This is a genomic window from Azospirillum brasilense (genome assembly GCF_003349955.1).
In the GTDB taxonomy this organism is placed as follows: Bacteria; Pseudomonadota; Alphaproteobacteria; order Azospirillales; family Azospirillaceae; genus Azospirillum; species Azospirillum brasilense_B.
In genome coordinates this window covers 24,232-36,375 of the sequence record NZ_QLKQ01000045.1, presented here as the reverse complement: position 1 = coordinate 36,375, position 12,144 = coordinate 24,232, and the positions used below count along the sequence as shown (strand labels likewise).

At 69.9% G+C, this 12,144-nt stretch carries 13 protein-coding genes; 8 read left to right on the top strand and 5 right to left on the bottom strand.

Annotation, left to right across the window (positions count from 1 at the left end):
• Positions 1-26 precede the first annotated feature (26 nt).
• Both wrbA and DXK32_RS19500 read left to right on the top strand, forming a co-directional pair.
• On the top strand, positions 27-629 hold the full coding sequence (wrbA, locus tag DXK32_RS19505; protein WP_114860024.1) for an NAD(P)H:quinone oxidoreductase: 603 nt from the start codon (positions 27-29) through the stop codon (positions 627-629).
• A gap of 67 nt (positions 630-696) precedes the next feature.
• On the top strand, positions 697-1,644 hold the full coding sequence (locus tag DXK32_RS19500) for a glutathione S-transferase family protein (RefSeq protein WP_114860023.1): 948 nt from the start codon (positions 697-699) through the stop codon (positions 1,642-1,644).
• A gap of 20 nt (positions 1,645-1,664) precedes the next feature.
• On the opposite strand, the gene DXK32_RS19495 is transcribed toward DXK32_RS19500, so the two are convergent.
• From DXK32_RS19495 to DXK32_RS19485, 3 genes are all read right to left on the bottom strand, one after another.
• Entirely contained in the window at positions 1,665-2,045 is a 381-nt protein-coding gene (locus DXK32_RS19495; RefSeq protein ID WP_114860022.1) for a hypothetical protein, read from the bottom strand.
• A 98-nt stretch (positions 2,046-2,143) separates the two neighbouring features.
• Positions 2,144-2,515 (bottom strand): response regulator, encoded by a 372-nt coding sequence (locus DXK32_RS19490; RefSeq protein WP_247877238.1) that lies wholly within the window; start codon positions 2,513-2,515, stop codon positions 2,144-2,146.
• Between the two features lie 73 nt (positions 2,516-2,588).
• Positions 2,589-2,978, bottom strand: coding sequence for an Hpt domain-containing protein (locus DXK32_RS19485; protein ID WP_114860020.1), 390 nt, complete (start codon positions 2,976-2,978; stop codon positions 2,589-2,591).
• 177 nt (positions 2,979-3,155) lie between these two features.
• On the opposite strand from DXK32_RS19485, the gene DXK32_RS19480 reads away from it, so the two are divergent.
• Together DXK32_RS19480 and DXK32_RS19470 are read left to right on the top strand one after the other, a co-directional pair.
• On the top strand, positions 3,156-4,085 hold the full coding sequence (locus DXK32_RS19480; RefSeq protein ID WP_114860019.1) for an NAD(P)/FAD-dependent oxidoreductase: 930 nt from the start codon (positions 3,156-3,158) through the stop codon (positions 4,083-4,085).
• A 335-nt stretch (positions 4,086-4,420) separates the two neighbouring features.
• Positions 4,421-4,612: a hypothetical protein gene (locus DXK32_RS19470; RefSeq protein WP_014198714.1), complete on the top strand. Its 192-nt coding sequence runs from the start codon at positions 4,421-4,423 to the stop codon at positions 4,610-4,612.
• Position 4,613: 1 nt separating this feature from the next.
• Here the strand turns inward: DXK32_RS19470 and DXK32_RS19465 are convergent, their stop codons facing one another.
• Complete coding sequence (locus DXK32_RS19465) at positions 4,614-4,982, bottom strand: chaperone modulator CbpM (RefSeq protein WP_114860017.1); 369 nt, start codon at positions 4,980-4,982, stop codon at positions 4,614-4,616.
• Between the two features lies 1 nt (position 4,983).
• Entirely contained in the window at positions 4,984-5,892 is a 909-nt protein-coding gene (locus DXK32_RS19460; RefSeq protein ID WP_114860016.1) for a DnaJ C-terminal domain-containing protein, read from the bottom strand.
• A 233-nt stretch (positions 5,893-6,125) separates the two neighbouring features.
• Here DXK32_RS19460 and DXK32_RS19450 point away from each other — a divergent pair, with 233 nt between their 5' ends.
• The 4 genes from DXK32_RS19450 (at position 6,126) to DXK32_RS19435 (ending at position 12,106) form a co-directional block, all read left to right on the top strand.
• The gene (locus DXK32_RS19450) at positions 6,126-7,130 is read left to right on the top strand and encodes a zinc metalloprotease HtpX (RefSeq protein WP_114860014.1); all 1,005 of its coding nucleotides are present in this window, start codon (positions 6,126-6,128) and stop codon (positions 7,128-7,130) included.
• Between the two features lie 158 nt (positions 7,131-7,288).
• Complete coding sequence (locus tag DXK32_RS33525) at positions 7,289-9,262, top strand: PP2C family protein-serine/threonine phosphatase (RefSeq protein WP_114860013.1); 1,974 nt, start codon at positions 7,289-7,291, stop codon at positions 9,260-9,262.
• A gap of 203 nt (positions 9,263-9,465) precedes the next feature.
• Positions 9,466-10,056 carry a cytochrome b gene (locus DXK32_RS19440; RefSeq protein ID WP_114860012.1) on the top strand — a complete coding sequence of 197 codons (591 nt, stop codon included), beginning with the start codon at positions 9,466-9,468 and terminating at the stop codon, positions 10,054-10,056.
• 220 nt (positions 10,057-10,276) lie between these two features.
• Positions 10,277-12,106: an autotransporter domain-containing protein gene (locus tag DXK32_RS19435; RefSeq protein WP_162801256.1), complete on the top strand. Its 1,830-nt coding sequence runs from the start codon at positions 10,277-10,279 to the stop codon at positions 12,104-12,106.
• Positions 12,107-12,144: the final 38 nt, after the last annotated feature.

Below are 12,144 nucleotides of genomic sequence, written 5' to 3'. Positions count from 1 at the left end.
CCGCAACGACAGAGGGGAGACGAGACATGGCGAAGGTTCTGGTGCTCTACTACAGCAGCTACGGCCACATCTCCACCATGGCGCAGGCGATGGCCGAGGGCGCCCGCTCGGTTCCGGGAACCGAGGTGGCGGTGAAGCGCGTGCCGGAACTGGTCCCCGAGGAGGTGCGGCAGAAGGCGCACTTCAAGGAAGAGCCGAACATTCCCATCGCCGACCCGAACGAGCTGGCCAACTACGACGCCATCATCCTGGGCGTGCCGACGCGCTACGGCAACATGCCGGGCCAGATGAAGAACTTCCTCGACCAGACGGGCGGCCTGTGGGCGAAGGGCGCGCTGGTCGGCAAGGTCGGCGCCGCCTTCTCCTCCTCCGCCACCCAGCATGGCGGTCAGGAGAGCACGATCCTCACCACCCACACCGTGCTTCTGCACCACGGCATGGTGATCGTCGGCCTGCCCTACAGCTTCCAGGGCCAGATGGGCGTGGACGAGGTGATGGGCAACAGCCCCTACGGCGCCAGCACCATCGCGGGCGGCGACGGCTCGCGTCAGCCGAGCGCGGTCGAGTTGGACGGCGCCCGCTACCAGGGGCGTCACGTCGCGGAGATCGCCAAGAAGCTGCACGGTTGAGGGGAGAGTGCGCCTCTCCCGCCGTCCGGGCGGGAGAGGCGGCACCGGACAGAGGGGAGTTCAGGGCATGGGCCTGTTGATCGACGGCCGCTGGCACGACCAGTGGTACGACACCAAGAACAGCGGCGGCGCCTTCGTCCGTCCGGAAACCCAGTTCCGCAACTGGGTGCGGGCCGACGGTTCGACCCCGTTCCAACCGGAGGCCGGGCGCTATCACCTGTTCGTGTCGCTGGCCTGCCCCTGGGCGCACCGCACGTTGATCCTGCGCAAGTTGAAGGGGCTGGAGGACGCCATCGGCGTCACCGTGGTCGATCCCCTGATGCGCGAGGAAGGTTGGACCTTCCCTGAACCCGATCCGATCACCGGCTCCACCCGTTTGCACGAGGTCTACACCAAGGCCGATCCCACCTACTCGGGGCGCGTCACCGTCCCGGTGCTGTGGGACAGGAAGACCGGGACCATCGTCAGCAACGAGTCCGCGGAGATCGTCCGCATGCTGAACCGGGAATTCGACGCCTTCGGCGACGCCTCGCTGGATTTCTACCCGGCGGAACTGGCGGAGGAGATCGATCGGCTCAACGCCTTCGTCTACGACCGCGTCAACAACGGCGTCTACAAGGCCGGGTTCGCGACCAGCCAGGAGAAGTACGAGCAGGCGTTCGACGCCCTCTTTGCGGCGCTCGACGAGCTGGACGAGCGGTTGGGCGGACAGCGCTACCTGCTGGGGAACCGTCAGACCGAGGCCGACTGGCGCCTGTTCACCACGCTGGTGCGGTTCGACGCCGTCTATGTCGGCCACTTCAAGTGCAACTTGCGCCGCATCGCCGACTATCCGAACCTGTCCGGCTATCTGCGCGACCTCTATCAGGTGCCCGGCGTCGCGGAGACGGTCGATTTTCACCACATCAAGCGGCACTACTACGCCAGCCACACCATGATCAACCCGACCGGCGTCGTGCCGAAGGGGCCGGCGCTGGATCTCGACGCGCCGCACGGGCGGGACTCGGTTGGCTAACTCGGTGGGGTAATCGGGCCTCAGGGCTTGTAGCAGCGGGCCATGTCCTGGTTCGGCCCGATCATCTCGCACTGGAAGCTGTTGGAGAACTTGAAGCGGAACGGCCCGGTCTTGCGCACGCTGACCAGGGTCTGTCCGCTTGGGTTCTTGAAGGCCACCCAGGCCGAAGCGTCGAAATGGGTGGTGATCCCGTTGCTCAGCCGCACGCGGCCCTGGTTGTCCTTGATGACCTGCACGCCGGTGTTGAAGGCCATGACGCCGTTCGGACTCTCGGACGCCACGGCGAGGCCGTTCGTGCAATTGACTCCCTCCGGCTGCACCGCCACGCACTCGTAGGGGCGTGGCTGCGACGCGGTGAGCACCATGGCGTAGATCGCCACTTCCAGAACGTTCATGGGCATGCGGAATCTCCCGGCAATCCGCACAAGGGTGCAGCAATGCACCGTGTACAGAATAATTCCGCCGTGGTTACGAAAAGTATAATGTCGCGGTCAAGGTTCTACCCTTTCGCGGACAGCGCTTTTTTCAGCTTCTCGCGCAGGCCGAGCGGGGTCAGCGGCTTCACCAGATAGCCGGCGGCGCCGGAGCGCAGGGCCGACAGAACGACGTCCGACCCGTCGTGCTTGGTCAGCATGATGACCGGCGCCCGCCCGTCCAAGGCCTCAAGAAAGGCCAGACCGCCCATCGGCACCATGTCCACGTCGCAGAAGATCGCGTCGAAGTCGACCCGGTTGCAGCGGGCCAGGGCCTCCGCCCCGTCGGCGGCCTCGATCACCGTGCCGACTCCCAACTGCTTCAACAGCCGCACCGAGACGCTGCGGGTCACAACCTCGTCCTCGACGACCAGCACCGCGCACGAATTGAACGACACGGCCACCCTCGCGCTTCGCCCTGTGGGTACCCCTAAGGGTTACGTCCGCATGATATATCAGCGCGAAAGAAACTCAAATGCGTGCGATCAGAATTTTCACGTCGGCCAGCGCGCGGTCGAGAGCCGCCGCGTCCCGCCGCATTACCGCCGCGTCGCCGCGCAGGGCCGCCTCCTCCACCGAGCCGAAGAGATCGGCGACCCGCCCGGCCCCGGCGGTGCGGGCGGCGCCGGCCGCCGAATGGGCGGCCAGCCGGACACCATCCAGGTCGCCGAGCGCCAATCGCTCGTTCAGAACGCGCGACAACTCGTCGGCGTTTTCCAGGAACAGGGCGTAGAGCATGGTGACGGTGGGGCCAGGACCGCCGAAGTTCCGCAGCATCGGCTCCGTGTCGAGGATGTCCCGATCGCACGGAACCGCGCTGGCGGTGAGTGTTTCGGATTGGCTGGGCGGTGGCTGGGGCACGATGGCGGCTCCCGGCAGGACACGGTATGGCCGTACAGTGCGTGTGGCAATTCAACCCGGTCAAGCCGAGGTCGGCGCGGCGAATGGACGCTTCGGCGCCGCATCATCCGGTCGCGGAACCGGGGGACGCGCAGCCTGTTCCCCAACGTCGTCAACGTCCGCTGGAACGCCCGAGCGATGACCGCCGCAACCGAAGAACAGCGTCTGGACGCCCTGATCGTCGGCGGCGGACCCGCCGGGCTGACCGCGGCAATCTATCTGGCGCGCTACCGCCGCCGTTTCCTGGTGGTGGATTCCGGGGCCAGCCGGGCCTCCTGGATCCCGCTGTCCCACAACCACGCGGGCTTCCCCGACGGGGTGACCGGCGACGAGTTGCTGGCCCGCATGCGCGCCCAGGCGGAGCGTTACGGCGCCCGGATCGTGCCGGGAACGGTGACGGCGGTGGAGCGGGGCGACGACGGCTACCGCGTGCGGACGGAGGACGGGCGGCTGTTCCGCGCCCGCACCGTGCTGGCCGCGACCGGCGTGATCGACCGCGAACCGGAGCTGCCCAACCTGTATCAGGCGGTCCAGCGGGGGCTGGTCCGCCATTGCCCAATCTGCGACGGGTTCGAGGTGACCGGCCACCGCATCGGCGTCATCGGCCACGGCACTGGAGCCCTGGGGGAGGCGCTGTTCCTGCGCACCTATTCCCGCGACATCACCGTCCTGACGCTGGGCGAGCCGATGAATCTGGAGGAGGCGGAGGAGCGCCGCATGGCCGAGGCCGGCCTCCGCGCCGTCGAGGAGCCGGTGGTGGAAATCCACACCGAAGGCGGGCGGATCGCCGCCCTGACCACGGTGTCCGGCGAGCGGCTGACCTTCGACACGCTGTATTCCGCCCTGGGTTGCCACCCGCGCAACGAGACGGTGAAGGGGCTGGGCGTGCGCATCGGGCCGAGCGAACGGCTGGTCACCGACGGGCACCAGCAGACCGGGATCGAGGGGCTCTACGCCGCGGGGGACATCGTCGAGGGCCTGAACCAGATCTCGGTCGCCATGGGGCAGGCCGCGATCGCCGCCACCGCGATCCATCGCCGACTCCTGGCGGAGGACGGGGACCTCTGAGGGGTGATGCCCCCCGGCGGGTGGCCAGCGGCGCCGGGCAAAATGTCGCATTTGACATTAATGAGTGGTAATACCAAACCAATGGCTTGAGCTATGCTCTTGGTTTGATGGAGCTTCCAGAAAAGGCATAAAGGGTTATGCCTTTTGGGCTCGGCCGGACGTTTACACCTGATTAAGAATTTGGGCTTTAGGACTCTCGCCATTGCGAGAGGCTGTCCGTGCGGCTGGGTGTGGCCCGGCGCACAGCGGGACGAGCGAAGGGGCGGCATGATGCCGTCATCGATCAACCCGCCGATCAACCCGGGCAGCCTGCCAGAACGAACGGAACCTGCTCCATGGCCCAATCCGTGACCCGCGCGCTTCAAGCCATCAAACGCCACAACGCCAAGCCGGAGCAGATCGACCACGCCATCCTCAGCGCCATCAACGTGACGCTGTGCATGCAGTCCGGCGGCAACGACCGGGTCGCGGAAGGCTTCAACCAGGACATCGCGCTGAGCGGACGGGCCTTCGGCGTCCGGAGCTGATCTACCCTTCCTTTTCCTCCCGCTTCCGCAGCTCGTCCTGCAGGAGATAGCGGGCCTCCGGCGGCAGATCGCCGATGGCTTCGGCCAACACGCGCAGGCGCCGCCGCAGCCCATAGACGGTGTCCAGCAGCGACAGCACGACCGGCATCGCCTCGTCGTCGAGCGCCAGATCCTCCCGAAGATCGCAGATCATCTCCAGCCGGGCCACGTCGGCCGCGCTGAAGACGAAACCGGTCCCCTCGTGCCGTGGCCGCAGCCAATGCCGCTCCACCCACACCGTCAGCTGGGCGGAGGAGACGCGCCGGCAACTCGCCAGCACCTCCTCGGTCCGCCACCACGCGCCGTCCTGTCCCCAATGGTCGTGGCCCATCTCACGCGGCCTCCATGTCCCGTCTCGGGTTGTGGTCGGTCTTCCAATCCCGGACGAACGCCTCCAGCGCCGGGTCGGGCGCGTCGGGCAGGGCGATGCGCAGGGTCACATACTGGTCGCCGCGCGCGCCGTTGGCTCCGGGCAGTCCCTTGCCCTTCAACCGCAGCCGCGTGCCGTTGTTCGCCCCCTTCGGAACGGTCAGCATCACCGGCCCGTCGATGGTCGGGACGCGCACCTTGCCGCCCAGCACCGCCTCGGCCAGGGTCACCGGCAGGTCGAGCTGGATGTCGTCGCCGTCGCGCCGGAACCACGGGTGCGGCGTGACCTTGACCGTCACCAGCGCGTCGCCGGGCGGACCGCCGTTGCTGCCGGGCAGGCCCTGGCCCTTCAGGCGGATGGTGCCGCCGTCCTCCAGACCGGCGGGCAGGTCGATGTCCAGCGTCTTCCCGTCCGGCATGGTGACGCGGCGCTTGCCGCCCTTGGCCGCCGCCAGGAAATCGACGGTCAGCGCCATGCTGAGGTTGCCGCCCTTCATCGGCATGGAACCGCCGCGGGCGAAGCCGCGCCCGCCGAACAGGTCGGAGAAGATGTGCTCCAGATCGTCCGACGCGAAGCCCTCGGCGTGGGCGTAGCGGGCGCCCGCCGGGCCTTCGGCGAAGTCGCGGTAATAGTGGCGCTGCGGCCGCTCCTGACCGGACTCGTCGATCTCCCCGCGGTCGAAGCGGGCACGCTTGTCGGCATCCGACAGCAGGCTGTAGGCGGCGCTGATGTCCTTGAAGCGCTGCTCGGCCTCCGCCTTGCCGGGGTTCAGGTCGGGGTGGTGCTTCTTGGCCAGCTTGCGGTAGGCCTTGCGGATTTCGTCGTCCGAAGCGGTGGGGGATACGCCCAAAATCTCGTAAGGATTGCTCATGGCGATGACCGTGATTGGACAGCGGGGGTCAGCGGCTGACGGGTGAGCACGTTCGACGTGTATGTGTTCGACGCATCCCCGCAAATCAAGAGGGCTGCCCTTCCGCCCAATGCACGCCGCCTGTGCTTGCGGCCGGGATGACGACGGGGCAAAGCGCGCCAATATGAGGCGGGCCGGACTTGGCTCCGGTTGAACGGTTCCAAAGGGAGATGGTCAGGGAGGAAGCCCCCGTCATGCCGCACACGCACCGGTCCTTCATGCCCACGGATCAGGCGGCCGCCGACCTGCGGCGGCGTCACAAGATCGCGAACGTCTTGCAGTCTCTCCTCCTGCTCGGCGGCATGGTGCTGCTGCTGGCGCTGTGCGGGATGATCCTGGCGGGGGTGGAGGGGGTGCTGTGGGCGCTGCTCGGCGGCGCCGTCAGCCTGCTGTTCAGCCCGCGCCTGTCGCCGCGCATGGTGCTCGGCATGTTCGGCGCCCGCCGCCTGACCCATGCGGAGGCCCCGGTCCTGTTCGACGCGCTGGCCGCCATCGCCCGCCGGGCGGAACTGCCCGCGGTGCCGGAGCTGTGGTACGTCGCCAGCCCGGCGCTGAACGCCTTCGCCGTGGGCAGCCGCCGCCGGTCGGCCATCGCGGTCACCGACGGGCTGCTGCGCGCGCTCAGCCTGCGCGAGTTGGCCGGCGTGCTGGCCCACGAGGTCAGCCACGTGCGCAACAACGACCTGACCGTGATGGGGCTGGCCGACACGGTGACCAGCCTGACCCGGCTGATGTCGGTCTTCGGCATGGCGCTGCTGATTCTCAACCTGCCACTGCTGATGATGCGGCAGGAGGGCGTTCCCTGGCTGCTGGTGCTGCTGCTTATCGCCGCACCCTGGATCGGCGTGCTTCTGCAGCTCGCCCTGTCGCGCACGCGGGAATTCGACGCCGACCTCGACGCCGCCCACCTGACCGGCGATCCGGAGGGCGTCGCCTCGGCCCTCGCCCGGATCGAGCGGCTTCAGCACAGCCCGTGGGAGGGGCTGCGCTTTCCCGGCCGCCGCCGGGCGCAGAACATCCCGTCCCTGCTGCGCACCCACCCGGACACCGAGGAGCGGGTGCGCCGCCTGTTGGCGCTGCGCACCCCGCCGCCGGTCCTGCCGGGTCTCGATGCGCACCCTCTGCACGCCCCGCCACACCTCGCCATGCCGGCGGCTCTGCGGCGCCCGCGCTACCGGATCGGCGGCTACTGGTACTGAGGTTACAGGAGGCGCGTCCGCCACTCCTGGACTCGGGGTGCCCGGCTGGGTAGAACCGACGGGCGCGGTCGGGCAATTTTTCCAGATCCCAGGCTTGTCCGGGGAAGGACGAGGAAAGCCCGCGGCGGTCGGTTGGCTACAAAAGGCGGGTCCCCTCCATGACCTTTCAAGGGCGTTTGGTCCTCCTGATCTCCGGGCTGGTGACGCTGGCGGTGGCGCTGGTCACGATTCTGCTGGCCTGGACGACCCATTCGGCGATCCAGTCGCGGGTGGAAGCGGACGGCCGCGGCGCGGCGACCCTGCTGGCCCGCAGCGCCACGCTGGCGCGCGAGGTTCCGCGCGACGTGGAGGCGCTGCTCGGCGACCGGCTGCTGTCGGAGGCGACGCTCGCCGCCCATCTCGTCGCGGTGATGGAGGCGGGCAAGGCGCCGGTCAAGGCGGTGATCGACCGGTTGAAGGCCGTCGCGGACGGCGGCGGGCCGGATGAGATCTGGGTCACCGACAACCGGGGCCGCGCCTATCTGCACAACATCCCCGGCCCCGACATCACCTTCGGCCCCGACGCGCGGGCGCAGCCGCGCCAGGCGCCCTATTACGGCCTGCTGAACCGCGCGCCGGAAAAGGTGGTGACCGACGCCGCCACCGAAGGCGGCAAGCTGATGAAGTTCGCCGGCGTGGCCGGCGTGGACAAGCCGCGCATCGTCCAGGTCGGCGCCGACGTGCGCCGGCTCGGCGACATCGCCCGCAAGGCCGGGGTGGACGGCGTGATGGCCTCCCTGCTGGCAGCCGGCACGGTGGAGGGCGCGTGGCTTCTGGAGCGCGACGGGCGTCTCGCCGCGCACGCCACCGGCCCCAGCGCCGGGCCGCTGTCGGAGCGGGCGGTGGAGGCGGCGAAGGCCGCGGCGGCGGCCGGCGAGACCGGCCTTCTGCGCGAGGGCGACCGCCTGACCGCCTTTGCCCCGGTGCCGGCGGTGGCGGGGCAGGGAGCGGGGATCGCGGTGGTCCGCCTGCCGGCGGAGGACCTGTCCTCGGTGATCGGGCGCCATGTGAAGATCGGCGTGCTGGTCGGTCTGCTCGTCCTGGCAGCGGGCGTCTACGGCGCCGTCCGCTTCGCGCGCAGCCAGATGGCCCCGATCGAGCGGCTGGGCGAGGCCGTCGCCGCCGTGGAGGCCGGGCGCTTCAACCCCTTCACCCTGAACGAGGCGATGGAGCGCAACGACGAGATGGGCCGCCTCGCCCGCGTCTTCCGCAGCATGGCCCTTGAGGCGTCCTACCGCGAGGAGACGCTGGACGCCCAGCTTCTGATGCGCACGGCCGAGCTGGAGACCCGCACGGAGAGGCTGGCCGCCGCCGAACACCTGATCGAGGAGGAGCAGCGCGCCGCCCGCGACGTGCAGGCGAACCTGCTGCCGCAGCAGCTTCCCGCCGGGCGCGACAGCCAGTTCTTCGGCCTGCTGGTCCCCGGCCCGGCGGTCAGCGGCGACTTCTACGACGTGATCGAGCTGGACGAGCGCCAGTGCCTGCTGGTGGTGGCCGGCGTCTCCGGCTGGGGCGTGCCGGCGGCCTTCCTGATGCTGCTGGTGCGCGGCGCGATCCGCGAGGCGACGGCCCGGCCCGGCATGACCCCCGCGGCCATCCTGGCGGCGGCCAACGACCGGCTGTGTGGGCAAAGCCCCTTCGACGGCTTCGCCACCGCTTTCGTCGCCCTCTACGACCGGGAGACGGGAACGCTCAGCCATTCCAGCGCCGGCAACCGCGCGCCCTGCCGCATCCGGGCGGACGGCAGCGTCCTGACCCTGGCCGACGCCGGCGGCCCGGCGCTGGGCGTGCGCAAGGGCATCCCCTACGGCGAGGCGGTGACCCGGCTGGAGCAGGAGGACACGCTGTTCCTGTGCACCGAGGGCGTGCTGCGGGCGGTGAACGCCCAGCGCGAGCCGTTCGGCGAGGAGCGTCTGGCCGCCGTTCTGCACCAGGGGCGCGGCCTGTCGGCGCGCGACCGCTCCGAACTGCTGCTGCGCGCGGTGGAGGCCCATGTGGGGCCGGGCGGGCAGACCGGGGACATCGTCTGCCTGACGGTGCGCCGCCTGCTGCCCGCGTCCGAGCTGGCGCCGGAGTCCGAAGCGACGGTGTGACGCCGTCCGGTCAAGGCCGGCGTACCGGCGCTTCTCCCTGTTGGTGGTGACCCGGCTGGTGCGCCGGGTCATCCGTGAGACCCCGGCGCGGACCAGCCCTGCGCCCCCATCTCAGTCCTGGGTTCCGCCGTTCAGCTTCGGTTCAGTCGCCCCCGGACAGGATCGGCAGGACTTGCCCATTTCTGCCGATGAGGGGACCTCCGATGTCCAACGCTTACTCCGAGGCCGCCGCCCGGCCACCCGTCAAGACCCGCCCCGTCAAGACCCGGTACGACGGGATGATGCTGTTCCTGCACTGGAGCGTCGCCCTTCTGATTCTCGTGGTCTTCGCCATCGCCCAGGGGCGCGGGCTGGTGCCCCGCGGGCCGGAGCGGACCGCCCTGATGGATATCCACCGCTCGATCGGTGTCCTTGTGCTGGCGCTGGTGGCGCTGCGCATGGTCTGGCGCGCCGTCAGCCCGCCGCCGCCGATGCCCGCCGACACCGCGCCGCTGCTCCTGCTGGCGGCCAAGGCCGGGCATCTGGCGCTCTACGCCCTGATGATCGCGGTGCCCCTGGCCGGCGTGGCGATGACCCAGGCCCACGGCCATCCCGTCGCCTTTTTCGGCCTGTTCACCCTGCCGACGCTGGTGGCGGAAAACCATGCCTTCGGCGACACGCTGGAGACGCTGCACGAGCTTCTCGGCACCGCCATCATCGTGCTGGCCGGTCTGCACGCGGTCACTGCCCTGGTCCACCATTATGTGCTGAAGGACGGGACGCTGAGCCGCATGCTTCCCTGGGGAAACCGCTGAGCTTGAGAAAAGGGCGGGCGGCGCCGGCACCGGAGTGCCGATGGGCGCCGCCCGCCGAGTGGCGAGGTCCTGCCTCCTCCATGGATGGACCCATGCTCGGGTCCCCCATGGTCTGATGAACCCGCCCAAGCGGCTTCTCTTCCCGACGCAATGGCGGTACCGCCCCCCGCTTTGACGCATCGCTCCTGTTTTCCGGCTGTCCAGCGGGGGAGGTGAGGCGGTGACGGGGAAGGTGGTTCGTATGGCGGCGGGAGCCGCGTTGCTGGCGTCGGCGCCCGCCGGGGCGGTGCCGTTCGACCGGGTGTTCGTCTTCGGCGACAGCCTGTCCGACACCGGCCGGGTCTACGAGCTGACGCGCGGCGCCATCCCGCAGAGCCCGCCCTATTACGACGGGCGTTTCTCCAACGGCCCCGTCTGGGTCGAGCGGCTGGCCCCGCTGATCGGCAGCCAGCCCGATCAGAAAACCAACTTCGCCTATGGTGGTGCCGAGACCGGGACCCTGTCGCAGACCGGCGTTCCCGGCATCCAGGGGCAGGTCGGTCAGTTCCTGCTCAGCCGCCCGAGCGGCACCGGCGGCGGGCTGTTCGCGGTCTGGGCGGGCGGCAACGACTACTTCAACCGCGTCTCGGCCGGGTCGGACCCGTCGGGCCTCGTCACCCAGACGGTCGGCAACATCGTCACCACGGTGGAGCGTCTGGCGGCGCTCGGCGGGAAGACCTTCCTGGTGCCGAACCTGCCGGACCTCGGCACGATCCCGGACACCCGCAATTCCGAGCGCGCCGCCCTGCTGAACGCGGCCACCGCCTCCCACAACGCTCTGCTGTCCCAGGCGATGGCCGACGTGGAGAAGCGGCTGGGCGTCACCATCGTGGTGGCCGACGTCAACGCGCTGTACCGCGCGGTGGCGGCCAACCCGACGGCCTACGGCTTCACCAACACCGTGACGCCCTGCCTGTCGAACAACGCGCCGACCGGCGCCTGCGGGACCGAGGCACAGGCTGACCAGACCGTCTATTGGGACGAGATCCACCCGACCCGCGCCGCCCATCTGCTGATCGCGCAATACATGCAGGGCGCCTTGCTCGCGTTGAACGACGCGGCGGAGACGGTGGCGATGCAGCCGGAACTGGCCTTCGAGGCGACGCGGAGCTGGCACCGCGCGCTGCTCGGTTCCATCGCCGGCCCCGCCGCGACGCGGGTGGAGGCGCCGCTCGGCAACGGGGAGCTGAAGGCGTTCCTGATCGGCGACGCCGCCTGGGGCCGTCTCGGCGGCACGGCGGAGCGGCAGGGCTTCCGCTTCAACACCCAGTCGGGCGGCGTCGGCGCCGAACTGCCGGTCGGACCGGCCTCGCGCGTCGGGCTGTCGGTCGGCGGGTCGCGCGGCCGCGCCAAGCTGGACGAGGGGGCGGGCACGCTGGACATGACCAGCACCATCATCGGCCTGCACGCGGTGACCGAGGCGCGTGGCTTCCAACTGGCCGTGGCGGGCAGCGTCTCCTTCGACCGCTACGGCGACATCGACCGGACCACCGGCTTCGCGCCGTTCCCCAACGCCTCGGCGGAGACGGACGGGCGGACCTACGCCCTGTCGGTCGCCGGGGGCTACACGGCGCAGCTCGGGCCGGTGGCGCTGGGGCCGCGGCTGGGCCTGCGCTACATCCACACGCGCATCGACGGCTATCAGGAGAGCGGCGCCGGCCTGCTGTCGCTCGGCGTCGAGCGGCAGAGCGCCGAATCCCTGGAAAGCAGCGTCGGGGCCGAAGCCTCCACCGTCGTGGAGATCGGGCGGACGGTGCTTCAGCCCAGCCTAGGCATCGCCTGGGAGCACCAGTTCGCCGAAGACGCGCGCACCGTCACCGTCCGTCTGCCCGGCGGGGCCGCCAACAGCGTGAGCCCGAGCGGCGACGGCCGCGACTCCCTGGTGATCGGCGCCGGCCTGTCGGCCCAGCTCTGGCAGGCGGTCGGCGCGACGGTGGGTTACCGCGGCGAACTGTCGGGGGCGGACGGCCACAACCACGCCTTCACCGCCCGCTTGCGCATGAGCTTCTGAGGAATCGCCTATTCCATCCTTCCCGAAGGCTTTTTCCT